Raw genomic sequence first — 25,774 nt, 5'->3', positions numbered from 1 at the left:
GATCCGGGCCCGCCCGTCAAGGAGCACCGGTCAGGGGCACCGGTCAGGGAGCGGTCAGCGGTCCCTCCAGCAGGACGGGCTGCTCGCCCTCCGTGACGGCGACGGGGATGCCCCCGGTGGCCTTCTCCAGCTTCGCCTTGAACTCCGCCGACGCGGCGCCCTCCTTCGTGGAGGTGACCTCGACCGCCGCGCCGTGGCTTCCGGAAACGCTGTAGATCGGGAAGCCGAGCTTCTGACCGATCAGCTTGTCTCCGGCGGCCAGCAGAGTCCGGTGCGAGTACGTGCTCAGGTACAGGTCGGCCCGGGCCGGGTCCGCTTCCGGGTCCGCCGCGTGCGCCGCCGCCAGGAGGAGCCGGCCGCGGGCGAGGTCGGTGACGCAGAGGGCGACCCGGCCCACCGGGTGGTCCACGATCTGGGTGGAGTAGACGTCGGCGAAGGCGCCGTAGCCCTGCCCCCCGATGGCCTGCGCGAGCCGCTCGCCCTCGGGAGTGTTGGCCGGGGTGCCGTCGATCAGCGTCGGCGTCGGCTGCGGTTCGGTGGGCTCGACCACGGGGCAGGTCCCGTCCGTCTTGGCCGGCGCGGCCGGCTGGGACGCCGTGGGCCGGGCCGGTGCCCCGCCGGGATCGACCGGGTCGGCCACGACGGCCTTTCCGCAGCCGGTGAGCAGCACGGCGGCGGCGCCCACGCTCACGGCCGCGGCCACCGCGGCCTTCGCCTTCATCACCCGCAGGTAGCTGTCGCTGACTCGACGCATCATCGTCCCCCTCGTACTCCGGTGCCGGATCGGCACCGCTGTGACGCACGCCCGGCTCCGCCGGTTCCGCGTCCGCCCCCATGGTGATCACCCCCATACGGGCGGCTCCGGGTATGGGGGGCGACGCCGTGGGCGCCACCGGCGGCTCTCCCTACGCTTCGGGCCATGACGAGCGAACTTCCCTCCCCCACCGGTCTGCCGGGGCGCGTCGCCCTGGTGACGGGCGGCGGCAGCGGCATCGGCCGGGCCTGCGCGGTGGCCCTGGCCGAGGCCGGGGTCACCGTGCACGTGGCCGACGTGGACGCGGCGGCGGCCGAGGCCGTCGCCGGCCTCGTCGGCGGGCACGCCCACGTGGTCGACCTGGCCGATCCCGACGCCATCGGGGGCCTGCCCGCCGGCGTCGACATCCTGGTCAACAGCGCCGGGCTCCAGCACGTCGCTCCGATCACGGAGTTCCCGCCCGAGCGCTTCGCGCTGATCCAGCAGGTGATGGTCACCGCTCCCTTCCTGCTGCTGCGTCACGTGCTGCCGCACATGTACGCGGCCGGCTGGGGCCGGGTGGTCAACATCTCCAGCGTGCACGGGCTGCGCGCCAGCGCGTACAAATCGGCCTACGTGGCGGCCAAGCACGCCCTGGAGGGGCTGAGCAAGGTCGCCGCGATCGAGGGGGCCCCGTACGGGGTGACCAGCAACTGCATCAGCCCCGGCTACGTCCGCACCCCCCTGGTCGAGGGGCAGATCCTGGACCAGGCCGCCGCACACGGCATCGACGCCGGGGACGTGCTCCGCGAGGTGCTGCTGACGCGGTCGCCGATCAAGCGGCTCATCGAGCCCGAGGAGGTCGCGGCGGCCGCCCTGTGGCTGTGCGGTCCGCACACCGGCTACGTGACGGGCACCTCGCTCCCCCTGGACGGCGGCTGGAGCGCCAACTGACCCCGTCCGGGTGACAGCCCGTGCGCCGCGCCGCGGGGAGCGCCGGTGGGTCCCGTACGGTCCCGCACGTGAGCGAAGCGAACCAGCCCCAGAGCCCGAAGTTCCCGAAGGATCCGGCCGCCCCGGATCCCCTGAACGTCACCACCGGAGCCGACCCGCTACGGGTCCTCGTCCTCGCGGGGTCCTCCCGCGAGGGCTCGGTGAACGCCCGGCTGGCCGCGCTCGTCGCCGGTCAGGTCGAGCGGTCGGGCGCCGTCGCGGACCTCGCCCGGATCGGGGACTTCGTGATGCCCACCTATGACGGCGACGCCGAGCAGGCCGACGGCCAGCCCCCGGGGGCGGCCGCCCTGCGCGAGCGGCTGCTGGCGGCGCAGGCCCTGGTGATCGCCTCGCCCGAGTACAACGCCTCCGTGCCCGGCGTCCTGAAGAACGCCGTCGACTGGGTGTCCCGGTTCCGGCCGCAGCCCTTCAAGGACAAGCAGACGCTGCTGGTGTCCGCCTCCCCGTCGACGATCGGCGGGAACCGCGGGCTCTGGGCGCTGCGCATCCCGCTGGAACACCTCGGGGCCCGGGTCTACCCCGACATGTTCAGCCTCGCCATGGCGCACTCGGCCTTCGGCGAGGACGGCGAGCTGACCGATGCGGGCCTGCGCGAGCGGCTGGCCGACACGGTCGATTCCTTCCTCGCGCTCGCCGAGGCGGACACCCGCTACCTGTGCCTCCAGCGCCGCTGGTACGAGTTCCTGGGCGACGAGAGCACCGCTCCCGTGACCCAGCGCGCGGAGGGCTGACGGGCTGCTCAGGGGGTGGCTGACAGGGCGATCCGCGCGCGGGTTAGCATATGAGCGCCGCCTAGCTCGAAAGATAATTCTGTGACTGTCAATGACGACTCGTTCACCAACTGGAAGAACCGCGAGAAGATCGCGGAGTCGATGATTCCGATCATCGGCAAGCTGCACCGGGAGCGGGACGTCACGATCCTCCTGCACAGCCGCTCCCTGGTGAACAAGTCCGTGGTGAGCATTCTCAAGACCCACCGTTTCGCCCGCCAGATCGACGGCGAGGAGCTCTCGGTCACCGAGACCCTGCCGTTCCTGCAGGCGCTCACCACCCTCGACCTCGGTCCCTCGCAGATCGACCTCGGCATGCTCGCCGCGGCGTACGCGACGGACGACCGCGGTCTGTCGGTGGAGGAGTTCACCGCCGGCGCCGTCTCCGGCGCCACGGGTGACAACAAGATCGAGCGCGGCGAGGGCCGCGACGTGGTCCTCTACGGCTTCGGCCGCATCGGTCGCCTCGTCGCCCGCCTGCTCATCGAGAAGACCGGTTCCGGCAACGGCCTGCGCCTGCGTGCCATCGTCGTCCGCGGCGGCGGTGAGGCGGACCTCGTCAAGCGCGCCTCGCTGCTGCGCCGCGACTCGATCCACGGCCAGTTCCAGGGCACGATCACCGTGGACGAGGCGACCAGCACGATCATCGCCAACGGCAACGAGATCAAGGTGATCTACGCCAACGACCCGTCCGAGGTCGACTACACGGCGTACGGCATCAAGGACGCCATCCTCATCGACAACACCGGAAAGTGGCGCGACCGCGAGGGGCTCTCCAAGCACCTGCGCCCCGGTATCGACAAGGTCGTCCTGACGGCTCCGGGCAAGGGCGACGTCCCCAACATCGTGCACGGGGTCAACCACGACACGATCAAGCCGGACGAGCAGATCCTGTCCTGCGCCTCCTGCACCACCAACGCGATCGTCCCGCCACTGAAGGCGATGGCGGACGAGTACGGCGTTCTGCGCGGCCACGTGGAGACCGTCCACTCGTTCACCAACGACCAGAACCTGCTGGACAACTACCACAGCGCCGACCGCCGCGGCCGCTCCGCGCCGCTCAACATGGTCATGACGGAGACCGGCGCCGCCTCGGCCGTGGCCAAGGCGCTGCCCGACCTCAAGGCCCCGATCAGCGGCAGCTCGATCCGCGTCCCCGTCCCGGACGTCTCGATCGCCATCCTCAGCCTGCGCCTCGGCCGCGAGACCACCCGCGAAGAGGTGCTCGACTACCTCCGCGACGTGTCGCTGACCTCTCCGCTGAAGCGCCAGATCGACTTCACCACGGCGCCCGACGCGGTCTCCAGCGACTTCATCGGCTCGCGTCACGCCTCGATCGTCGACGCGGGCGCCACCAAGGTCGACGGCGACAACGCGATCCTCTACCTCTGGTACGACAACGAGTTCGGCTACTCCTGCCAGGTCGTCCGGGTCGTCCAGTACGTCTCCGGGGTCGAGTACCCGACCTACCCGGCGCCGGCGGTCTGATCCCCCAGGCCCCGTAGGACCGGATCCACCGAACGCCCCCCGAGCGACCCCAGGTCACTCGGGGGGCGTCCGTGCGTCCCAGGGCCTGTCGTCACACTCCCGTCGTCGCCCGCGGACGGGAGTGTGACGACAGGCCCTAGGACGGCGCCGCGGCGGCGCGGGCCGCCGCGAGCTGAGTGCGCGAGCGGACGCCGAGCTTGCGGTAGACGCGGCTCAGCATGCCCTCGACGGTCTTCACCGAGATGAACATGTGCTGGGCGGCCTGCTGGTTGGTGGCCCCCTGGCAGATGAGGTCCGCCAGACGCGACTCGGAATCGGTCAGCCTGCCCGCGCCGGGGGCCGGGCCGGTGGCCGGAGCCGATCCGCCCGCCCGGTCGAGCAGCTCCCGGGTGAGCTCCTGCCAGGGACGGGCACCGGTGTCCTCGAAGACGGCCCGGGCCGCCTCCCAGGCCGCGCGGGCGGCCGCCTGGCGTCGGCGGGCCCGTTCGACCCGGCCCAGGGCGAGGAGCGTACGGGCCTGCTCCAGGGGCAGCCCCAGCCGTTCGAAGGCGGCCGCCGTGCCGTGGAGCAGGGCGCTCGCCTCCTCCACCGCGCCGCCGCGGGCCAGCAGGATCCCGTGGGCGCGGTCCAGCGCCGCCCCCGGCCCCGAGTCGGCCCCGGCCGGGCCCGGAACGGACCGTGTGCGCTCCAGCAGCTCCCGGGCCAGGTCGAGCCGGCCCGCGCAGGTGAAGGCCTCCACGGCGTCCGGCTGCCAGCGGAACATGCCGGGGTCGGCCGAGGGGACGTGCCGCTCGGCCTCGGCGACGGCCGTGAGCGAGGCCACCGCGTCGGCCACGTCCCCGGTGTGCAGCTGGACCGCGCCCATGACCCAGAGGTTGCGCGACACGTACAGCCCGTCCCCCTCCTCCTGCGAGGCGCGGGCCCCGCAGGACGCGGTGCGCAGGGCGGCCGCGAACGATCCCGCGGCGCTCTGCGTCAGCGCCGCCGTGTACCAGGCGGGGCCCATGGACAGCCCCGCCTCCGTGGACAGCCGTACGGCCTGATCGGCCCACGCGAGCGCCGGGGAACACGCACCGAGCCGGGTGTCGACTTCGGCGAGGCTGCGCCAGATGTCGACCAGGTCCTCGGCGTCGCCCCCGTGCTCGGCGAGCGCGAGCAGTTCCACGAGCCGCTCGCGCGCTTCGGCCAGCCGGTCGTCGAAGACGGCGTGCCGGGCGGCGAGGTACTGGGCGCTGTTGCGGATGCCTGAGTGCTGGGCCGGTATCCCCAGGGCGAGGGCCTCGGCGAGGGTGCCCGGCGCGTCGGCGGTGCCGAGGACGCGCTCCATCCGGGCGCGCATGGTCAGGGCGGCCGCCTGCAGGGGGCGGTGGCCGCCGGCGGCGGCGAGTTCGGCTGCCCGGCCCGCCGCGCGCAGGGCCCGCTCGGGGGCCGAGTGCGCGACGTTGGCGGCGATGGCCGCGCGGAGCTCGACGGCGGCGAGGAGGTCGGGGTGACCGGCCGCCAGTTCCCGGCAGCGCGCGAGCAGCGGCTCCAGATCGGAGACGGCCTGGCCGTGGGCGTCGACGACGGCCAGGAGCGCGGTGACCTGGTCGGTGGGCTCGGCCCTGCTGGCGGTCAGGGCGTCGGCCGCCTGCCGGGCGATGTCGACGGAGCCGGCGCAGGCCGCCTCCTGGGCGGCGTACGAGAGCCTGCGGATGCGCAGGGCGGACCGGGCCGGCGGGGTGAGCTCGGCGGCGAGGAGGAACAGCTCGGCGGCCAGGGCCCGTTCGCCGGCCTCGCGGGCGGTGGCCGCCGCGGTCTCGGTGTCCTCGGCCAGCCCCTGGTCGGGCAGGTCCGCGGCCAGCGCCCGGTGGCGTACCTCGTGCACCGGGTCTCCGACGGCCCGCGCGAGCGTCAGGTGGGCGGCCGCACGCAAGTGCCTGGCCCCGGAGCGGGCGGCCGCCCGGGCCAGGGCCGTCGCCGTGAAGTGGACGGCGCTCGCGGCGTCCACGCTCAGCACCCCGGCGGCCTGGGCCTGGGCCAGGTGTTCCTCGGCATCGGAGCGGCCCGCCCGCAGGAGCAGCGGCAGCGAGGGCCGGCTCGTCAGGGCGGCGAGCAACAGGGTGTGCCGGGCGGGTTCGCCCAGCGTGGCGCGCAGCCAGGCTCCGGCCGCGTCGACCGTCTGCTCGGCCATGGCGGGCCGGTGCCGCTGCGAGGCGGGCAGTCGCGCAAGTGCCGTACAGGACACGGAGGTCAGCAGGGGGTGGCCGCCGCAGTGGCTCTGCAGGGGGCCCGCCCAGCGGGTGGGCAGGCCGTGCGCGTCGAGCAGGGTGGCCGTCTCCTCGGCGTCGAGCGGGTCCACGTCGACCTGGACGGGGTGGCCGCCGAGCAGCCGGGCTGCGCACTGCGCCCGGCCGTGGACACGTTCGGTGACGATCGCGGTGAGACCCGGTGCGGCGAGGGTGCGCAGGGCGTAGCCGAGGACGTCGGCGCTGGCCGGGTCGAGCCACTGGGCCCCGTCCACGGCCAGGATCCAGCGGTCCGACGCGAGCAGCGCGGTCACCGCGAGGCGGGCGGGCAACTGCTCGGAGGCGGCGAGCGGTTCGTCGGCGCCCCGGTGCAGGATCCGGTCGATCACCTCGTTCTGCCTGCCGGAGAGCGCCGCGAGCTGGGCGGCGCCGCAGTGGGACAGCATCTGGGCGAGCGCGCCGAAGACGTGGTCGCGGTCCTCTTCGACCGTCGTGACGCGCAGCACCGTCCGCCCGGAGCCGGGGCCGGGGCCAGAGGGCAGGGTGCCCAGTACGTCCTCCAGGACGGTGGTCTTGCCCGCGCCCCAGGGGCCGGCGAGCGCCACCCGCCCGTCGCGCTCCAGCACTCCGGCCGCGTGGGCGGCCGCGCCCGACACCGCGCGCCGGGCCCCCGCGCACGGCACGGGGTGGGCGGGGCCGTCGGAGTCGGCGAGGCCCGCGGGGTGGTCCACATCGCTGTCTGGCGTCACGAGGAGGCACCGTAGGCGGCGTCGGTTCCCGTGACAACGCCGGACGCGGCCGGGCCGGAGGATCAAGGGATTCCCCTGATGCCAAGGGGTGCCGCTCCCGGTGATGGTGGTGCGACGGCGGGCCGTCCGCGCTCCGGGTGCGGGGTGGCAGACCCGGAGCACCACTGCCCTCCACGGGAGGAGCGGGGGCGTGGTCCGGACGGCTCGCCGCATTCCGTGCCGGGCCCGGCACGACGGGCCCGGCACGCCGGCTCCGCGCGCGGCGCGGGCCGCCGCCCGCGCCGGGCGGGCATGCGCCGACCGGTCGACGTCGGCAACCAACGCGGGGCGGGACGTGCCGTGTTGAGTCAGCCCCGCCGAGTGGCCCTCGTGGTGCCCGCGGTCCCCGTACTCCGCGCGGTCGGCAGCAAGGGATTCCTCCGATGCTCCCGACACCGGCCCGGGATCACTCTGTTGGCCACCCCGGAGTGCGCGGACGCGGCTCCCCGGAATGCGGGCCCCGGGGTGTGAAACGGTCCCGTGCTCCCCCACGGGACCCGCATCCGTACCGGCCTACCCCTCCGGTCCGCCCCCATGAAGGGAATTCCGTGCGAAATCTGCCAATCAGGTCCAAGTGGGCCTCCGTTACGGCCGCCTCCGTCACGGCCGTCGTCGCGCTCGGCGGCCTGGGCGTCCTGCCCGCACACGCCACCGTGGCCGCGCAGCCCGGACCGTCCGTGTCCCCGCGGGTCCTCGAGGCCCTGCAGCGCGATCTGCACCTCTCCGCCGACCAGGCCCGCGACCGGATCGCCGACGAAGCGGCGGCCGGCCGGGCAGCCACCCTCGTCCGGGGCCGGGTCGGCGACCGGGTGGCGGGCATGTGGTTCGACTCCTCCACGGGCCGCCTGAACGCGGCCGTCTCCACTGCGGCGGACGCGGCGCTGGTGCGGGAGGCGGGCGCCGTCGCCCGACCGGCCCGCTACAGCCGGGCCGAACTGGCCGCCACCGCCCGGACCGTGACGCGCGACATCGGGTCCGGAATCGCGGGTGTGGTGTCGTGGGGTCCCGACGTACGGAACAACCGGATCGACGTCACGGTGGACCGGACGGCACGCAACGCCTCCACGGACGCCTTCGTGGCCCGCCTCGCCGCCCTCGGCGGCATCGTCCACGTCACGGAGACCTCCGACAGCCCGCGGCAGCAGGCCGACGTGACCGGCGGCGACAAGTGGGTGCCGGGCAGCGAGAGCCCGTGCTCCATCGGCTTCGCCGCCACCCGGGTCACCGGGGGCGCCAAGACCTTCCTGACGGCAGGTCACTGCACCAACGACGCCAACCAGGCCGCCTACGGCAAGGACGGGACCCGCGTGGGCACGTCCAACAAGGACGGGCAGAGCAGCATCAACGCCCGGGAAGGCGACATGGGCGTCGTCGACGTGGACCAGTCGGGGTGGAACCTCTCCCCTTACGTCGCGGGCGACTCCACCCACACCGCCATCGCCGTCACCGGCTCGGCCGACGCCGTGGTCGGCACCGCGATCTGCCGCTCCGGGCAGACCACGGGCATGCGGTGCGGCGAGGTCACCAAGGTCAACCAGAGCGTGGACTACGGAAGCGTGGTCATCGACGGCCTGTCGTACTCCAACGCCTGTTCCGCGGGCGGCGATTCGGGCGGCGCGTACGTCACCGCGACCGGCGGCAAGGGCGTCGGCCTGCACTCCGGCGGCGGCAGTGCCACCTGCACCTCGGGCAGCGGTGAGAAGTTCACCATCTTCCAGCCCGTGGTCGAGGCCCTGACCAGGTTCAACCTGGCCCTGGTCGTCACCACCCCGCAGCCCGGCAACGTCACCGTCGCCGCGGTCTCGGCCCAGAGCGGCGTCATCGGCGCCCGGATACCCGAGCTGCGCAACAGCGCCGAGGGCGGCACGGCCCCCTACACCTGGTCCGCGACCGGCCTGCCCGCCGGGCTGGCCATCGCCTCCTCGACCGGCACCATCACGGGCACCCCCACCACGGCCGGAACCTCCAACGTGACCGTCACCGCCACCGACAACGCCGGCAAGACCGGCTCCACCTCCTTCTCCTGGACGATCACGACCGCGGGTACGGCCCTGTCCGTGACCAACCCCGGCAGCCAGAGCTCCGCCGTCGGCGCCGCGGCCAACCTCACGGTCAAGGCCGCGGGCGGCACCGCGCCCTACTCCTGGTCGGCCACGGGCCTGCCCGCCGGCCTGAGCATCGGTTCCTCGACGGGCGCCATCACGGGCACCGCCACCACGGCCGGCACCTCCAACGTGACCGTGACGGCCACGGACAACGCGGGCAAGACCGCGTCGGCCACCTTCTCCTGGACCGTCAGCACCGTCACGGGCACCAGCCCTGTCCTGACGAGCCCCGGCAACCAGACCGTCTACATCGGCAAGCCCGTCACCCTCGCCCTCCAGGCCACCGGCGGCACCAAGCCGTACGCCTTCAAGGCCACGGGTCTGCCGGCCGGCCTGACCATCAACACCACCACGGGTGTCATCACCGGCTCGCCCACCACCTGGGGGTTCGGCGGCAGCACCCTGACCGTCACCGACGCGGCGGGCAAGTCCTCCTCGGTCAGCGTGACCTGGAACGTCTACTTCTGAGCCGCCGGTCCGAACCCATAGACCCCCGCCGCCTCCACACCCCCGGAGGCGGTCGGCACCACCCGGCGGGGCCCCGGCCGACACCTTGGCCGGGGCCCCGCCTCGTCGCGGGACCCGCCCCCGGTGCGCCCCGGCTCAGAGCCAGGCGGGCCGGTCCGTCCCCCAGCGGGAGGGGCCCCGCTCCCAGCCGCGGCCCCCGAGCGGCGAGGCCGCGTACCGCAGGGGTCCGTAGCCCGACGCGGTCTCGCGCAGCCACGGTTGCGGGGCGTACCCCGGTACGGCGGCGCCCGCCCCCGGGACCTCCCGGACCAGCCACGACGCCGTTCCCGCCAGGGAGAACCGCAGGGCCTGGCCACCGCCCTCCGCGAGGGCCCGTAGCACCCCGGCGGCCGCCAGGTACCCCGTGCCGTGGTCCAGTGCCTGCGCCGGCAGCACCCCGGGGCCGTGCCCGTCACCGCAGGCCGTGGAGATCCCGTACCCCGCCTGCACGAGCGAGTCGAAGCCCCTGCGGCCGGCCCAGGGGCCCCGCCTGCCCCACGCGCACAGCTCGGCCACCACGAGCCCCGGCCGCCGCGCGAGCAGTTCCTCCGCGCCCAGCCCGTACCGCTCCAGTGCCCCCGGCCGGTAGCCCGTCACCACCACGTCCGCGCCGGCCAGCAGCTCGTCGAACACCGCCCGGTCCCCCGTCTCCTCCAGGTCGAGGAGGGCGGAGCGCTTCCCGAAGCCGGTGTCCGCGTAAGCGTCGTCCGATTCGGGGAGGCCCGGTGAGTCGATCCGCAGGACGTCCGCGCCGAGCAGTCCGAGGGTCCGGGTGGCCACCGGCCCCGCGATGACGCGGGTCAGGTCGAGGACCCGCACCCCGGCCATCGGCAGCCCGGTGTCCGCGGCGACCGCCCCGAGGGGCCGTCCGCACCCGCCCGAACCGGTCCGTTCCACGAGGGGTTGCGGCGCGCCGTAGCCCTCCGTCATCACGGCCACCGCCAGACCGCCGGCCGCGTAGACCTCCTCCTGGACGTCCACCGCCCGCCGCCGGGCGATCGCCGCGGCCACGCCCTCCCGGGTCCCGGCACCCAGGACGCGCACCAACGCGGTCTCGTGGTGCGGATAGTTGGCGTGCGTACGCACCCACCCGTCGGCCGCGCGCCAGAAGCCCGACAGCGGCGCGAAGGTGACGGGCGTCCGGCCGTCCACCAGCAGGTGGCGCTCGCTGACGAACGCCGTGGCCACGGCCCCTTCGTCGACCAGCAGCGGAGCCACGTCGTCGGCGCCGCCCCCGGCCCGTACGGCGGCCAGTTCCGCGGCGGCCAGCGCGCACACGCCCACGGTGGCCCGCGCGAGTTCCCGTACGGGCAGCGGCCCGTCCCCCAGGCCGCTCGGCCCCTCGTAGCCGACCCGCCCCGCCAGCTCCTCCGGGCCGCCCAGGGCGGCCCATGCCTGTCCGGTCCCACCATCACGACTCGTCATACGCCCATCCTGCACACCGCGCCCCGGCCCTCACGGGGCGGGTCGGGTCCCCGATCGGGCGATGTAGCGCGCCAGGGCGTCTCGATTTCGCCCGTACGGCGTTACACGACCCGGAACATGAACATCGCCTCGGCTGCCTCGTCTTCCGTCGCGGCGCAGCCGGCGCGTGCGGGTCCGGGGGCGGCCGGTGGCCCGTACGAGGGAGCACGATGACCGACCCGACCGCGGTGGACACCTGGCGTGGAAGGCTTGCCGCACCTTGCCGCGACGTGTGCGAGGCGCCCGCGTTCTCGCTCACCGTTTTCGCGGTGATCCTCTTCAACGCCGCACTGCTGGGGGCCGAGACGTACAGCGGCTTCTCCGCCGAGTACGACGGCCTCCTTTCGGCGGCCGAGCGCTTCTGCGTGATCGCCTTCACTCTGGAGATGCTGCTCCGCCTCGGCGCTCACGCCGACCGGCCGAAAGCTTTCTTCCAAGACCCTTGGAACATCTTCGACTTGCTGGTCGTCTCCTCGGCCTTCATCCCGTTCCTCCGGGAGAACACCACGCTCCTGCGGCTGCTGCGGCTGGCCCGGGTCCTGCGCACCGCCCGGTTCATGCCCCAGCTGCGGGTCCTGCTGGTCGCGGTGGGCCGCAGCCTGCCCGGTACCGTCAGCTTCCTGTTCGTGGGCGCGCTGATCGTCTACGTGTACGCGATGATCGGCTGGATCTGCTTCGCCGACCACGACCCGCAGCACTACGGGTCCATCGGCCGGGCCGCACTGACCCTGTTCCTGCTGATGACGCTCGAAGGGCTCGGAGATGCCGTCCACGCGGGGCTGGCCATCTCCCCGCTGAGCCTCCTCTACTACGCCTCCTACGTGCTCTTCGGCTCTTTCGTGCTGGTCAACGTCCTGATCGGGGTGGTCCTCAACGCCCTTGAGGAGGCGCGGGAGATGGAGGACGAGGCCGAGAAGGAGGAGAAGCGCTCCCTGCTCCTGGCGAAGCAGTCGCCGCCGGACGCCGCCGACGAACTCCTGCTGCGGATCGCCGCGGTGCGCAGCGCGCTCGACGACATGGAGACCCAGCTCGACGCCGTACACGCCACGTCGGCGCCGGCGGCGACCGCCGCTCCGCCGGCCCACGCCTCGGCGGGCGCCCGCTAGGCCCGGCCGGAGCCGGGCCCGGCTCCGGCCGGGCCCGGCTACCGGGCGGCGCCGTCCCGCGGGGGCACCACGGAGCCGCGGCGGGCGTCGATGAGCGCGGCGAACTCGGCGACGGTGACGTCGCGGAGTTCCTCCTCGTCCACCTTGACGTCCAGCTTCTCCTGCAGGGCCATGGCCATCTCCACCACCATGAGCGAGTCGGTCAGCAGGTCCCCCATCCGGGCACCGGCGTGGACGTCCTCGGCAGAGGACTCCCCCATCGAAAGGATGATTTCGCCGATCAGATCAATCATCGATCCGGTCGATTCGGGGGCCGAACTGGTCATGACAGCTCCTGTTTGCGATATTGCGGCCCTTGCGCCAAGGTGGCGCCGATGACCGGCAGGAAAAGGAGAATACTCGTGTCAGAAAGCGTGACCGACGTGATGGAGGCGGGGGCCGCCGAGTTCCGCTACGCGAAGGAGCGGCTGGGCGAAGCCGGGGAGAGCGCCTGGGACCGCTTGCTCGACTGGCTGATGGAGGACTACTTCCGCCTGGAGGTCACCGGTTGGGAGAACATCCCGGAGGAAGGGCCGGCCATGATCGTGGCCAACCATTCGGGCGCCTGGGGACTCGATGCGTTCGTCCTCGTCAAATCCCTCACCCGCATTCTGAACCGCCCCCTGAACGTTCCGGCCGCATCTCTGACTTTTCGATTTCCGGTGATCGGTTCGTACGCCAGGAAAATGGGCGCCTTTCCGCTCGATCCGACACTCGGGCTGGAACATCTGAAGGCCGGGGAACTCGTGGGGGTGTTTCCCGAGGGAATTTCCGGTCTGGAGAAGCCCTTCCGCAGCCGCTACCGGCTGCGCCCGTTCAGCCCCGGGTTCGCGGCCACCGCCGTCCAGGCGGGGGCTCCCGTCGTACCGGTGTCCGTGATCGGCGCCGAGGAGGCGTACCCCAAGTTCGGTGACGTCCCCGCCCTGGCCCGCCTGTTCGACCTCCCCTACTTCCCGCTCACCACGCTCCTCCCGCTGCCGGCGAAGTGGCTCATCACCGTGGGCGAGCCCATCCCCGCACCGCCCCGGCCAGAGTCCTACTCCGTGCGCAAGGTTGCGGCCCGGCGGATGTGCGACCAGGCCCAGGAGGCCGTGCAGTCCCTGGTGGACCGGGAGCGCGGCAGGCGCGAGACGCCCTTCTGGTAGCCGGGCGGCGACCGTGCGCCGCCCGGGTCCCACCTCTCAGTCCGCCAGGCGGTCGGCCGCCCTGCGCACGCCGTCGGCCGCCCGCGCGCACCGTCCCGCGTGGTCGAGCAGGACCATGCGGAAACCCTCCCCCGCCTCGTCCCGGTCCCAGCCCTCGGCCCCGGCGCAGGCCGCGAGGCTCTCCGCGTGCGCCGCCAGGCGTTCCGCGCTGGTCTGCGCCAGGGCCCCGTAGGACCCGGACGTACAGCCGCGCACCGGGACCGGCAGGACCGACGGCCTGCCGACCGTCACCCGGCCGTCACCCCGGCCGCCCGCGAGTTCCCGGAGCGAGACGAGCAGCGAGCCCGCTTCGAGGGTGCCCGGCAGCCGGCCGGCCGTCAGCCGCGGCGAGACCAGGAAGGGCCGGGCGGCCGCGGTGATCGCGCGGACGAGCTCCTCGGCGACCAGCACCGCGAGCCGGGTCGCCGCGCACGCGCCGGGCGCCCCGCACAGCGCGGACGGCCAGGCGCCCGGCCCGGCGCCGCCCTTCGGCGCGGGGAGCCAGCCCGGCGCGCACAGGATCTCGGTCCCGGCGCCGATCCCGAGGCCCTCCCAGACGAACGGCGCGCGTACCCGGTGCACGGCGGCGGCCACCGGCGGGTAGTGGCGCAGCGCCCGGGCCACGGCCTCCTCCGGGGCGGCCGCCGGTTCCACCGTGTGCAGGGCCAGGGCCTGCAGGGTCGTGGCGGTGGCGGCCCCGGTGACCAGGGCGAGCGCGTGGGCAACCGCGGCGGACACGGTGTCCGCCGAGGCTCCCGCCGCGACCAGCCGGCCGACCAGGGAGTCCGGATCCGGGCCCTCCAGGTAGCGGGCCGTCCTGCGCCGCAGAGCGGCCTCGAAGTCCGCGCGGGCACCCCGGCCGTCCGCCGTGGCGGCCCGGGTGACGATCTCGCTCAGCAGGGTGTCCTCGGCGGCCGCCCCGCCCGCCACCAGGTGGCGGGCCAGCGCCGCCGTGGTCCGGCCCCAGGCCTGCCACTCCAGGGTGCCGTCCCCGCGCCGGCCCTCGACCGCCTCGTCGGCGTACTGGGTCACGAGCGTCGGCAGTTCACCTCCCGGTGCGACGCCCTCCCAGGTCAGCGCCGTGTGCGGGGACAGCCCGTACCGCTGTCCGGCGTCCGTGAGCCCGACCGCGGGCTCCAACGCCCGCTCCTCGTCCGCCCGGACGAGGAGGGATTCGGACGCTTCGGGGGTCAGCGGTACGAGGAAGTTCCCGAAGGGCGTCCGCAGCCGGACCGGGCGCCCGGAGCGGGTGCGCCGCAGGTGTTCCAGCAGGGCGCGCCGCACCCCTTCGCGAGTCAGGTGCTCCAGGCCGAGCGCGCGGGCCACGGCGTCCGTCCAGGGCAGGCGCTGGGCGACCATGGCCGCGGTGAACACGGCGTTCTCCAGGGCCCAAGCCGTCTCGGGGGGTCGCGGGGCGGTCTTGGCCGTGGAGTCGCCGTCGTGGTCGGAGGTCATCTCGCTGTCTCCCTGGGTCACTTGTCGCGCAGCATGTAGGGCTGGTTGCCGACGATGCGGCCGTCGTAGGCGCCGATCAGCGCGTTGACCGTCTCCCGGTGGTGCGCCATGGGGCCGCGCAGGGTGTCCGAGTAGGCCTGCGGAGCGTGCGACAGCGGGTAGTCGTACGACTCGTCCAGCCAGGCCAGTTCGACCCAGCTCGCGGGGATGTCATTGGGCGAGGCGGGGCCGCGGCCGTCGATCATCGGGATCACGTCGTGGTTGTTGACGAGGCTGATCACCCGGGTGGTGTGGTCGGCGGGCCGTTTGCCGTCGATGGGCGAGCCCACGGCGATCACGTGCGTGAGCTGGTAGCGGGAGGAAACCTCCACGTCCGCGGCGAGGTTCATCGCGGTCATGCCGCCCAGGCTGTGCCCGACGATCATGAGCTCCGACCCGGCCGGCACCCCGGCCCGCACCAGCAGCTTGCGCGCGGCGCGCGTGTACGTCGTATCCGTGCGCAGCAGCCCGTCGAACGCTCCGACCAGGTCCTGCGGGGTGCTGTTGCTCAGCAGGCCGAAGCTCGTTCCGGGCAGCAGCAGGACGTGCCGTACGACGCCGTCCGCGCACTCGATGCGGCGCAGCAGCACCAGCCCGTGATTGCCGAGGGCGCCGATGTCGTTGACGTAGCTGACGATGTCGTTTCCGGACGCGGCCAGCACCTTGTCCAGGATGGAGTCCGCGTCGGCCCGCTCGGCCCGGCCGGGGCCCGGGTTGAGGTACTTCAGCAGGGTGCTCGGCAGTCCGAGGAAGGGGTCGGTGACCGGCACTCCGCCGGCCAGCGTCACCCAGGAGAACTCGTCGTTGACCGGGTTCTCGTCGAGCAGGCCCAGCAGCGCGGACAGTTCCATGATCACAGGGCTCATCGTGGTCAGGGCCCGGGTGACTCCCAGGCGCTCGACGAGCGCGTGCGTGGCGCGCAGCGCCTCCAGCCTGTTCCCCGCCACCATGGCGTCGGTCAGCCGCCTGGCGAGCGGCGAGTCCAGATTGGGGTGATCGGAGGCGATCGCCCTGATCCGCAGGGCGAAGGCGTCCACGGCCATCGCCACGGCGGCCGGCCTGCGGTACGTCAAGTTTCCCGCGATCCGGGCCAGTTCCCCGGCCACTCCGCCGTTGGCCCCGAATCCGAGCCCCGCCGGGCTGGTCAGCGCACGTGCGCACGACACGGCCGTACCGAGCGCCCAGGCGGGGCGGCGCAGCGCCTCCAGTCCCACCCGCCAGCTGCTGAGGGCGCCCGTCAGCTCGGCGCCCGCCTGCTTCGCCGTGAGGGCGGCGTCCGCCAGCAGCACCGAGGCCGCGAGCAGCAGCTCCGGATCCGTGCGGCGCGGAGCCGGCCCGGAGACCGCCGCGGTTCCTGCCGCCCGGGTCACTGCGACCCTTGGGGCCGCTGTGCCCGTTGGGCCCGCTCCGGACCCCGCCGGGGTCGCGGATCCGGACGCGTCCGCGACCCCGGCGGGGTCCGCGGGCGCCTCCGCGGGCCTGCGCCCTGCGAGCGTCGAGCGAGCCGCCGTGCCCACCGCTTGAGCGGTCACGTTCCCACCTCCCGTGCCTGCGCAACGGCTTCGCCTGGGTTCCGTTGCCCGAACGGGCATGCTGGCATCGCGCGCGGTCCGTTCCGCGCGGCGATCCCCCGTCGGCGCGCGGCCCGCACCCGCGCCGTGGACGCGGGAAACCGCCGGATGCCCGTGGGGACCGTGGCCCTCGGGGCATCCGGCGGCGTGGCGGCACCCCCCGGGCCGCCGCCCTTTCGGTGATCACCCAAGGGTGAGCTCCGCGCTCGCGCGTTGACGCGCGCGCGGATCACCCCCGTACGGGGACCACCGGGTCTCGTCTCCCGCTCAGAGGGGCCGGGCGGGCTGGTCGCGCCAGAAGCCGCACTGGTGCTCGGCCGCGAAGGCCCGGTCGGGCCGGTCCCCCTCGGGCGCCAGCGTCAGTACCGTGCCGCCCGGTCCGGTGGCCGGCCAGGTGGCCTGGCCCGCGACCGCGGGAACACCGTGGCGGGCGAAGGCGCCCCAGTAGCGCTTCATCCTTGTCGCCAGGGCGACTTGGACGGAGCTGAGGGGCCGCTCGCCCATCGTGAAGTCGTGCAGGTAGGCGAGTTCGGCACTGTGCGCGTTCGACTCGTCCAGGCCGGGGACCTGCGCGCCCGCCAGGGTCGGCGAGTCGGGGTCGTCGAACTCGTAGGCGAAGGTGGGTACCTGGCGGGCGAACGACTGCGCCGTCCGGGCGGTTTCGCAGGCGAACGTCGAATCGGTCATGACCGCCGACAGCGCCAGGTACGGGGATCCGTGAGCGGCCACCGGGTAGCGGGCGAGGACCTCCGGCCCGGCCGCGCCGTAGCCCGCGAGGACCTGCTGCGCGTACTGCTCCGCCGTCAGGGCGGGCTGGGTCAGCGCGACGAACAGGCGCGCCTCGGAGCGGGTGCTCCCGATCAGGACCGGGACCTTGTTCCAGACCCCGGCCGCGATCGCGGCGGCCGGATCCCGCGGCAGCAGGCCGTCGCCCGACGCGGGACCCGACGTGGGCAGCGTACGGGCCGCGTCCACCAGCGACTGCCCGGAAACGGAGCGCAGGCACGCCACGACCCCGACCGGATCGGGACAGCCCGCGCTCGCGGCGAAGGCCCGCGCCTCGGACTCGGCCCGCGCGCCGTCGGGGGTGCGCAGCAGCGTGCAGGGCCCGCTCTGCAGGACGGCCCGGTGGAACAGCCCGGCCGCCGGCGGGGCGGCGAGCAGTCCGCACACCGAACCGCTGCCCGCGGACTGGCCGGAGACCGTGACGTTGCCCGGGTCACCGCCGAAGGCCGCGATGTTCTCCCTCGTCCAGCGCAGGGCCTGGATCTGGTCCATCAGGCCGAAGGAGCCGGAGCGCAGTGCGTTCTGGCGGCCCAGTTCGGGGAGGCCCAGGTAACCGAGCTGGCCGAGGCGGTAGTTGATGCTGATCACGACGGAGCCCGTCAGCTCGGCCATGGTGCGACCGCCGAACTGTGTGCCGGTGCCCTGGCTGTACGCGCCCCCGTGCATCCAGAGGATCACCGGCAGCCGGGCCCCCGCGCGGGCCCGGCCGGGCCGGTACACGTCCAGGTACAGGCAGTCCTCGCTGACGGCCGAGGGGTCGCGCAGCCCGAACGGCGAGAACTGGAGGCAGGCGGGGGCCTGTTCGACGGCCTCGCGCACTCCGTTCCAGCGCGGGGGCGGCTGCGGGGCGCGCAACCGGTTCTCCCCGACCGGTGCGGCGGCGTAGGGCACGCCGAGGAACTCCTGCGCCCCGTCGTGGGCGCGGCCGCGCAGCGCGCCCTGCGCGACGGAGACCACCGGGCGCGGCGAGCCGTCCGGCGGGCCGCCCGGAACTCCGCCGGGAAGCCCGCCGGGAGAGGCGGCGGCCGGGAGCGCGGTGGCGATCAGCGCGGTGAGGGCAAGTGCCGTGGCGAATAAGGGTCTTGCCGTTGCCGTGGAAAGCCGGGCGATCCGGTGCGAGAGCCGTTGCATCCGTACTCCTGGGTCGGGGACCGTCCGGGGGCGGGACGGGGCGCGGAACGCCCGCCCCGCCTCCGGAAGGCCGGCTGGTGTGGTCGGCGGGACTGCCGGGTTGCCTACGGACGGAGCCCGTTGAGCAGGGCGGCGGTGACGGCGAAGTCGACCGGTCCGGTGTTCCAGTCGGCGTTCATCGGGCTGACGGCGATCTTCCCGGCCGCCACTGCTTCCACGTCGCTGCCGCGGGCCGGCGTCTTCAGGTCCACCGTCACGCCGACCTTCCAAGTGCCGTCGCCGGCATCGGTGAAGTCGGCCTTCAGGAGCGCCTGCGCGTCCTGGAAGGTGGTGGCCACCCCGGCCGGGGTGCCCTTCCCGTCGGCGCCGATGACGGGGTGGTTGACGTTGAGGCCGACACCCTGGGGCAGCAGGGGGCCGGAACGGGCGCGCGAGCGCAGCCGGTCGATCAGCTTGACGGCGAAGTCGAGCGTCGGACCCATCGCGTTGACCGTGGTGACGGGGTCGGGGGCCGAGAGACCACCGGTGCTCAGGGCGATGGCGGGCACGCCGGCGTCCAGCGCGGCGACGGCGCCGCCGACCGTGCCGGAGTGGCTGGCGAGCGCGGCCACGTTCGGGCCGAAGTTGGTGCCCGACACGACGAGATCGGGCGCTCGCCCTTCGAACACCTCGGAGAGCCCGAAGTTCACCGAGTCGCCCGGGGTTCCGTCGACCGCCCAGACCTTCGGCTCGGGGTGGCGGACCGTGAGGGACGGGGAGTTGGACGTCTTCGTACCGGCGCCGCTCTGGTTGGTCAGCGGCGCCACGATGGTGACGTCGTGCCCGGCGGCGGTCAGCCGCGCGAAGGCCAGCCGGATGCCGGGCGCGCTGTAACCGTCGTCGTTGGTGAGCAGGATCCGCAGCGGGCCCGCGGGCACCGGTGCGGGCGCCGGCCCTGCCTGCGGCTCGGCCGCGGCGGCGGGCACCGTACCGGCGAGGGCCGGCGCGCAGAGCAGCAGGGCGGCCAACGGCAGAACTCGCTTGCTTTGCAAGGAACGCTCCTTCGGAGAGGAAGTGGAAACGGGGAACTGGAAACCGGAAACTGGGTAGGAAGAACCGGAATCGGGTGAGGGCGGCCTGGAAGGGGTGGGGCCCGGCGGGCTCGCGACCCTCGGCGCGAGCCCGCCGGAGTGCGGGCCGGGCCGCCGCCCGGGAGGGGCGGCCCGGAGGTTGGGGGCGGAACCCGAGGTCGGAGACCTTTACGGGGTCCGGTCCGGCCGGATCAGCGCACGCTGCGGATGGGGAGGATCGCCAGTGCGCCGATCAGCGAGAGCGCGCCGCCGACCAGGAACAGCGGGGTGTAGCCGCCCAGGGTGGTGACCACGGCCGAGGCGACGAACGGGGCGATGATCTGGGGCCCGGCGTTCGCGATGTTCAGTACGCCCATGTCGCGGGCGGCGTCCTCGGCCCGGGGCAGCACCAGGGTGACGAGCGCGGTGTCGACGGCCATGAAGCATCCGAAGGCCAGGCCGTTGAGCGCGCTGAACACGAGCATGCCCGTCCACGTGGGACTGACGACGGGGACCACCATGACCAGCCCGGCGAGGGCGGCCGAGACTCCGACGAACACCTTGCGGCGGTTCCAGCGGTCGGACAGCAGCCCGCCGACCACCGTGGAGACGGCCATCGCGACCATCGACACGGGGGTGAGCACCGCCATCGCGGCGGGCGGGGTCAGCCCCGCGGGGAGCGCGATGTGGTCGCCCAGGATGTAGAGCTGGTAGCCGACCACCGAGAAGTACCCGAGGACCATCAGGGCGCGCCCGATGAACGCCCATCGGAAGTCGTGGTTGGCGAGCGCCGAGAGGAAGGCCTTGATCTGGGCCCCGTTGGGAGCGGCGGGCGCGTCCGGGGCAGGCTCCGAGCGCGGCAGGTCCCGGCAGAAGGAGGTGAGGAGCAGCGCGGCTCCGGCGATGACCCCGCCGAAGACGAGGTAGCCGGTGCGCAGGTGCTCCGAAGTCTGGGAGGCGATCAGCACGCCGACCGTGCCGCCGATGGGCAGGCCCAGTCCCACCAGGGCGGACGCGGTACCGCGCCGGGCTGCGGGCACCCGGTCGGGCACGATCGCGGTGACGGCGGCCTGGTAGATGTTCATGGTCGCCTGCACCAGGCACCAGCCGATCCCGACGAGCAGCGCGGTACTGACGCTGCCGAGGACGGCGAGGCCCACGAGCGAGCCGATCGCACCGCCCAGGACCCAGGGGTTGCGGCGGCCGCTGCGGTCGGAGAGGGCGCCGGCGATCGGATTGAACGCGGTGGCGAAGATCGCGCTGATACCGCCGATGAGGCCCAGTACCGCCACCTTGTCGTCGCCGGCGATCGCGGCGATCTGGGTGGGCAGGAGGACGGAGCCGACGCCCATGTAGACGGCCATCATCGCGGAGTTCGCGACGAGCAGGAGCAGCAGGAGCCCGCGTCCGCGGGAGGGTTCGGGATCCGCCGGGGCGGGCGGGTCGATGATCTCGTTCGTAGCCATGACGACTCCTCGGGGGACGGAGCGGGGAGGTGGCGTGGGGGGACCGCCGGTGCGGTGCGCGGGGAGGGCGGAGACGCCGGGGGTGCGGTTGCGCACGAGGCGTCGCCTGGAAATGCCGCGCCGAGCGCGAGGCGGCTGACGCGGTGCGGTTGCTCGGCGCGGTGCGTGCGGTGCCTGCGGGCGGTGCGGTGCGGGGTTGCTGTGGTGCGGGGTTGCTGTGGTGCGGTGGGGCTGCCGTGCGGTGGGGCTGCTGTGCGGTTAACCCGATGTTGTTACACGTGTCACTTCAGGTGCTTGGACACTGTGTAGCACTCACTCACCGGTCTCGCCAAGGGTTGACGCAGAGCTCCGTACAGATCGTGACCCCTAGACGAAGTCCAGGTCGATCACGTGTAACCAACCAAATGCGGCCTACGGACGCGTCCGGCCCGGCCGAGAACCCTCTTGCACTTGTGGCGACGGTCACGCTTCCGCAATACTCCGTGCCGCACCGCGCCGACCCCACCACCACGCCCCGGCAGAGCCCGCCCACCCCTGCGGGGCTCGACCACGGCTTCGGCGCGCCTTCGGGCCGGCGCACCCTGGGACGCTCGGCCGACTCGGTGCGGGTCGGCCGATCCGGCCGGACTCGGCAAACCGGCCCGGGTACGCCCGCGTGGGCACGCCCACTTCCAGACGCCCACTTCCGCACGCCCGCTTCGGCACACCCAATTCCGCACGCCCACTTCGGCACGCCCACTTCGGTGCCGCTGCTTCGATGCGCCCGCTTCCGCTCGTCCCCGCGCTTCGCGCCCGTCCGCCGCCTTCCCGTGCGCCCCCACGCCGGGAAGGCGGCTGCGAAAGGTTCCTCCATGTCCGGCTTCTTCGGTCACGCCCCCACCCCGCCCCCGATCCCCCTCCAACCGCCCAGGAGACCCGTCCCCGCGGCTCCGCCCCGCCACGCCCTCGCCTGGGGCGTGGCACTCCTCCTGCTGTCCGTGCTGATGGGAGTACTCCTGCGCGTGGACGAACAGCCCTTCTTCCAGGGCCTCGACGATGCGTGGGCCGCTTCGCTGGAGGGCTCGCCCTCGGACACCGCCAGCGGGTTCGCCACCGTTCTCGACCGCCTGGGCGGGCCACTGGGCACGGTCGTGCCGCTGCTGCTGATGGGCTGCCTGTGCATGTACGGGCGCTGGCGGTCGGCGCTCTTCGTCTTCACGACCGCAATCGTGGCCAACGTGCTCCTGGTGCTGCCGCTCAAGGCGCTGGCCGACCGGCCGCGACCCCCGCACACCTGGGTTCTGGTCAACGACGGCTCGTACCCCTCCGGCCAGGTCTTCAGCGCGGTGGCCCTGGTGATGGCAGCCGCGGTGGTGCTGTTCCCGCCGGGTGGCCGACGCTGGTGGTGGCTGTTCGGCGCGGGCTACACCGGCGCCATGATGTGGAGCCGCACCTGGCAGCACGCCCAGTGGCTGAGCGACACCTTCGCCGGCGCCCTCGCCGCAGTGGGGGCCTGCCTGCTGCTGTGGCGGGCGTTCGCCGCCCTGCTGGAAACGGAGGCCGAACGCATGGCGGCCGACACCCTCTGGACTTAGCCGCCCTCCGCAACGGCCGGGCCGACGACCCGGCGGGCCGGTCGGCCCGCCGCAGCGGGCCGGTTCCGGCCGGGTGCGGCCGTGCGGGTCGCCGTGGTCACCCGACCGCCGGGAAGGCCACTGCCTCCGTCCCCTTGAGCGCCAGGCCGACGTACTCGTTGACCGCGTAGGGTGCGATGCCGGGGGACGTGGGCAGGCCCTCGCCCGTGCGGGCATCGAGAGCCACCGGGCCGTTCTCCGTACTGCCGTAGATCCGACCGTGCCACACGGCGGTCACGCGCGGCGCGATGCGGTAGGCGGTCCGGTTCGGCAACTTCCACAGCAGCTCACCGCCGGCGGCATCGAAGGCCCACACGGAGCGACCGTCCCGGCTCCCGAAGCAGACGAGTGCGCCGATGCCGTCGTAGGCACACTCGGCGGGTCCGAAGTCCTCCGGGAGGACGTGCCGGACCACGCCGGTCAGCGGGTCGACGAGCCGGCGACGGATCAGATCGAAGTCGGACGTGCTCCTCCACGAGACGGCGACGAGGTGCGGTCACCGGTGCCCACGGCCGGATGTTCGCCGTCCTCCCCGCGCCAGCGCCGGTCTCCGGTGTCCAGGTCGAATCCGGCAACGGCTCCGTACTCGCTCTCGATCCCGTCCTCGGTAATGCCCGCCACCATGCCCTTCGTGACCACCTCCGCCCTGAGCAGGTCACGCGTCCACAGCACTCGACGGCTCACGAGGTCGATGGCGTAGGTGGTGTGGGCGGAGGGCGCGAAGGCACCGATCCCCACGACTGCGACATGGCCCGAGCTACCGACGATGCGCGCACTCAGCGGGCTCCGCACGTTCTTCGCCCACTCCGGAACGGTCAACGACAGCCGCCATGCCACCCGTCCGGCGGCCGCGTCAACCGCCATGAGCTCCACGGAGGTTCGTGCGACCTGCGTTCCGGTCCCGGGCCGCTCCACCACGAACGAAGCGAGGACCAGCGGCTCCGCGCCCTCCGTGATCGCCACCGGGTACGCGAAGGACCCGCCCTGCGGATCCGTCACCGGGGCGACGTCCGGCGCAAGGGCGGTCGAGGCGCCGCTGGCGGTGTCGAAGACGAGCGGCCGGTCCCGCGTACCCACGTAGGCCTTCTCCCCGTAAAGCGCCACGGGACTCTTCACCGGCTCCGCCTCTTGCCCTTTGCGGGTGAAGAGCCCGGCGGTGGCCTCCTCGGGCATCGGAACACCGGCCTCGGCGTCGAACTTCGCCGGCGGTTCGAAGACCGCGCGGGCGGCCTTCGGCGAGGTGTTCGTCGGTCCGTTCTGCTGTGGGCCGCAACCCGTGACGGCAGCCCACAGGAGCAGCGCGGTGAGAACCCAACGGCCGACGGGGCGGCTCGACTTCACGCATGCCTCATCCGCTCGGTGACCAGGCGATCGCCCTACGGCGGACGGACGTGGAGGACAGCCGCACCCACCCGGGCGGCGGCACGCACGGCCCGAATCCGCCCCGCCCGACCATCCACCCCGCACGGGCCACACCCATCCCACCCACCCAGCCCGGTTATCGCGAAACATTGACGGTCGCAGATTTCACGCCATATTCTCGGCGGGTCGGCGCGCGTTCGGCGCGCGGCCCAGGAAGGATCGACTCATGGCACCCACCCCAGGACCCGATCAGCCCGATCAGCCCGTGGCACATCCGCCCGCGGGCCCGCTCCGCGGCGCGATCGAGGACGGGCTCGCCGTTTTCCGGGCCGTGCCCTACGCGGCGCCCCCGGTCGGCACGTCGCGCTGGCGGCCCGCGCGGCCGCATCCGGGCTGGAGCGGCACCCGGGACGCGACCGCCGACGGGCCCAGCGCCCCGCAGATGCACATGGAGGGTGGCGACCCCGTCCTCGGCGGGCACGGTGCGCCGCCCTTCGACGAGGACTGCCTGACCCTCGACATCTGGACGCCCGCCGTCGACGACGCCCGGCGGCCCGTGCTCGTCTGGATCCACGGCGGCGGCTTCGTCTCCGGTTCCGGGTCGCTGCCGAACTACTCCGGCGCGACCTTCTCCCGCGACGGAGACTTGGTCGTCGTCAGCATCAACTACCGCATCGGCCCGCTCGGTTACCTCCTCACGGACATGGACACGGACACCGACACCGAGGACGGGCCGGACGGCTCCGGCGCCAACCACTGGCTGACCGACCAGCTCGCCGCCCTGCGCTGGGTACGGGAGAACATCTCCGCCTTCGGCGGCGACCCCGGCTCGATCACCGTCGCGGGCCAGTCGGGCGGCGCGGTGTCCACGGCCGCCCTCGCCGGGCTGCCGGAAGCCCAGGACCTGATCCGGCGGGTGATCCTGATGAGCCCGCCCTTCGGCCTGGACCTTCCCGCACCCGACGCCTACCGGGAGCGCACCGCCGCGTACCTGGAGCTCGCCGGGGTCAAGAACCTGGCCGAGCTGCGCGCCGTGCCCTGGCCCGAGCTGATCGGCGCCATGGGCGGGCTCTTCGCGCTGACCACGCGCTGGGGGTACTGGCCCACTCCGTTCCTGCCCGTGATCGACGGAGTCACCCTGCCGCGCCACCCGGCGCAGGCCCTGCTGCACGGCGCCGCCGCGGGCATCGAGGTGATGATCGGCTGGACCCGGGAGGAGGCCAACTTCGGCTTCGCCCTCAACGAGGCCTACGCCGCGGCCTCCCGGGAGCAGGTGACCGACCGGATCGCGGAGACCTTCGGCCCCGAGGCGGCCCCCGGCGTCTACGCGGCGTACGAGCACGCGCGCCCGGGCGCCGGTCCGGCCGGCGTCCTGATGGACCTCATCACCGACGAGCTCTTCCGGGTGCCGGCCCTCCGGCTGGCCGAAGCGCGGGCAGCGGCGGGCCACCCGGTGTGGGCCTACCAGTTCGACCTCCCCGCGGCCGCATACGACGGCCGGCTCGGAGCGGCGCACTGCCTCGAACTGCCCTTCGCCTTCGCCAACTTCGACCAGTGGGCGCACGCACCCCTGGTGGCCGGCCTCGACCCCGCCGTCCGGGACGGCCTCGCGCACACCATGCACGAGGCCTGGATCGCCTTCGTCCGCACCGGTGACCCGAACCATCCGGGCATGCCGACGTGGAGCCCGTACGAGAAGGACACCCGCACCACGATGCGCTTCGACTCCGTGGTGACCGCCCTCGACGACCTCGCCGGGGACTCCCTGCGCCTGCACGAGGGGGCGCTCGACCCACCCCGGTGACGCCTCCGCCTCCCGGGTCCGCCCATCCGGGCGGACCCGCGCTCCCTTGATCTAACTCGTGTAACCTTCGAA

General features: G+C 73.7%; 19 protein-coding genes. 8 read left to right on the top strand and 11 right to left on the bottom strand.

The window, feature by feature from the left end:
- Positions 1-43: 43 nt before the first annotated feature.
- The gene (locus tag OG276_RS36110; protein WP_266912078.1) at positions 44-757 is read right to left on the bottom strand and encodes a hypothetical protein; all 714 of its coding nucleotides are present in this window, start codon (positions 755-757) and stop codon (positions 44-46) included.
- A gap of 162 nt (positions 758-919) precedes the next feature.
- Here OG276_RS36110 and OG276_RS36105 point away from each other — a divergent pair, with 162 nt between their 5' ends.
- The 3 genes from OG276_RS36105 to OG276_RS36095 all read left to right on the top strand — a co-directional run bounded on the left by OG276_RS36105 (position 920) and on the right by OG276_RS36095 (position 4,005).
- Positions 920-1,687 (top strand): 3-hydroxybutyrate dehydrogenase, encoded by a 768-nt coding sequence (locus OG276_RS36105; RefSeq protein WP_266912075.1) that lies wholly within the window; start codon positions 920-922, stop codon positions 1,685-1,687.
- A gap of 131 nt (positions 1,688-1,818) precedes the next feature.
- The gene (locus OG276_RS36100; protein WP_266913408.1) at positions 1,819-2,478 is read left to right on the top strand and encodes an NADPH-dependent FMN reductase; all 660 of its coding nucleotides are present in this window, start codon (positions 1,819-1,821) and stop codon (positions 2,476-2,478) included.
- An 81-nt stretch (positions 2,479-2,559) separates the two neighbouring features.
- Positions 2,560-4,005 (top strand): glyceraldehyde-3-phosphate dehydrogenase, encoded by a 1,446-nt coding sequence (locus tag OG276_RS36095; protein WP_266912073.1) that lies wholly within the window; start codon positions 2,560-2,562, stop codon positions 4,003-4,005.
- 136 nt (positions 4,006-4,141) lie between these two features.
- On the opposite strand, the gene OG276_RS36090 is transcribed toward OG276_RS36095, so the two are convergent.
- A complete protein-coding gene (locus OG276_RS36090; protein ID WP_266912071.1) occupies positions 4,142-6,982 on the bottom strand; it encodes a LuxR family transcriptional regulator in 2,841 nt (946 codons plus the stop codon).
- A gap of 587 nt (positions 6,983-7,569) precedes the next feature.
- On the opposite strand from OG276_RS36090, the gene OG276_RS36085 reads away from it, so the two are divergent.
- The gene (locus tag OG276_RS36085; RefSeq protein ID WP_266912069.1) at positions 7,570-9,594 is read left to right on the top strand and encodes a putative Ig domain-containing protein; all 2,025 of its coding nucleotides are present in this window, start codon (positions 7,570-7,572) and stop codon (positions 9,592-9,594) included.
- Positions 9,595-9,729: 135 nt separating this feature from the next.
- Here OG276_RS36085 and OG276_RS36080 read toward each other — a convergent pair whose 3' ends face one another.
- Positions 9,730-11,058: a CoA transferase gene (locus OG276_RS36080; protein ID WP_266912067.1), complete on the bottom strand. Its 1,329-nt coding sequence runs from the start codon at positions 11,056-11,058 to the stop codon at positions 9,730-9,732.
- 209 nt (positions 11,059-11,267) lie between these two features.
- Between OG276_RS36080 and OG276_RS36075 the strand changes: the two genes are divergently transcribed.
- Positions 11,268-12,203, top strand: a complete 936-nt coding sequence (locus OG276_RS36075) for an ion transporter (RefSeq protein ID WP_266912065.1) — start codon at positions 11,268-11,270, stop codon at positions 12,201-12,203.
- Between the two features lie 38 nt (positions 12,204-12,241).
- Here the strand turns inward: OG276_RS36075 and OG276_RS36070 are convergent, their stop codons facing one another.
- Entirely contained in the window at positions 12,242-12,529 is a 288-nt protein-coding gene (locus OG276_RS36070) for an acyl carrier protein (protein ID WP_266912064.1), read from the bottom strand.
- A 75-nt stretch (positions 12,530-12,604) separates the two neighbouring features.
- On the opposite strand from OG276_RS36070, the gene OG276_RS36065 reads away from it, so the two are divergent.
- Positions 12,605-13,387 (top strand): lysophospholipid acyltransferase family protein, encoded by a 783-nt coding sequence (locus tag OG276_RS36065; protein WP_266912063.1) that lies wholly within the window; start codon positions 12,605-12,607, stop codon positions 13,385-13,387.
- A 36-nt stretch (positions 13,388-13,423) separates the two neighbouring features.
- On the opposite strand, the gene OG276_RS36060 is transcribed toward OG276_RS36065, so the two are convergent.
- The 5 genes from OG276_RS36060 to OG276_RS36040 form a co-directional block, all read right to left on the bottom strand.
- On the bottom strand, positions 13,424-14,881 hold the full coding sequence (locus OG276_RS36060; RefSeq protein ID WP_266912061.1) for a hypothetical protein: 1,458 nt from the start codon (positions 14,879-14,881) through the stop codon (positions 13,424-13,426).
- Positions 14,882-14,898: 17 nt separating this feature from the next.
- Positions 14,899-16,290, bottom strand: a complete 1,392-nt coding sequence (locus OG276_RS36055; protein WP_266912059.1) for a hypothetical protein — start codon at positions 16,288-16,290, stop codon at positions 14,899-14,901.
- A gap of 468 nt (positions 16,291-16,758) precedes the next feature.
- Entirely contained in the window at positions 16,759-18,408 is a 1,650-nt protein-coding gene (locus tag OG276_RS36050; protein ID WP_266912057.1) for a carboxylesterase/lipase family protein, read from the bottom strand.
- A gap of 104 nt (positions 18,409-18,512) precedes the next feature.
- Positions 18,513-19,439 (bottom strand): 5'/3'-nucleotidase SurE, encoded by a 927-nt coding sequence (gene surE, locus OG276_RS36045; protein ID WP_266912055.1) that lies wholly within the window; start codon positions 19,437-19,439, stop codon positions 18,513-18,515.
- Positions 19,440-19,669: 230 nt separating this feature from the next.
- Positions 19,670-20,923: an MFS transporter gene (locus tag OG276_RS36040; RefSeq protein WP_266912053.1), complete on the bottom strand. Its 1,254-nt coding sequence runs from the start codon at positions 20,921-20,923 to the stop codon at positions 19,670-19,672.
- Between the two features lie 851 nt (positions 20,924-21,774).
- On the opposite strand from OG276_RS36040, the gene OG276_RS36035 reads away from it, so the two are divergent.
- Positions 21,775-22,497, top strand: a complete 723-nt coding sequence (locus OG276_RS36035) for a phosphatase PAP2 family protein (RefSeq protein ID WP_266912051.1) — start codon at positions 21,775-21,777, stop codon at positions 22,495-22,497.
- Between the two features lie 97 nt (positions 22,498-22,594).
- Here the strand turns inward: OG276_RS36035 and OG276_RS36030 are convergent, their stop codons facing one another.
- Both OG276_RS36030 and OG276_RS36025 read right to left on the bottom strand, forming a co-directional pair.
- The gene (locus OG276_RS36030; RefSeq protein WP_266912049.1) at positions 22,595-22,951 is read right to left on the bottom strand and encodes a hypothetical protein; all 357 of its coding nucleotides are present in this window, start codon (positions 22,949-22,951) and stop codon (positions 22,595-22,597) included.
- Positions 22,952-22,983: 32 nt separating this feature from the next.
- The gene (locus tag OG276_RS36025; RefSeq protein ID WP_266912047.1) at positions 22,984-23,877 is read right to left on the bottom strand and encodes a PQQ-binding-like beta-propeller repeat protein; all 894 of its coding nucleotides are present in this window, start codon (positions 23,875-23,877) and stop codon (positions 22,984-22,986) included.
- 247 nt (positions 23,878-24,124) lie between these two features.
- Here OG276_RS36025 and OG276_RS36020 point away from each other — a divergent pair, with 247 nt between their 5' ends.
- Positions 24,125-25,702: a carboxylesterase/lipase family protein gene (locus OG276_RS36020; RefSeq protein ID WP_266912045.1), complete on the top strand. Its 1,578-nt coding sequence runs from the start codon at positions 24,125-24,127 to the stop codon at positions 25,700-25,702.
- Positions 25,703-25,774: the final 72 nt, after the last annotated feature.

Origin of the sequence: Streptomyces sp. NBC_00086, from assembly GCF_026343255.1 — a bacterium.
In the GTDB taxonomy this organism is placed as follows: Bacteria; Actinomycetota; Actinomycetes; order Streptomycetales; family Streptomycetaceae; genus Streptomyces.
The sequence above is the reverse complement of the archived record's forward strand: the minus strand, read 5'-3'. Positions and strand labels throughout refer to the sequence as shown.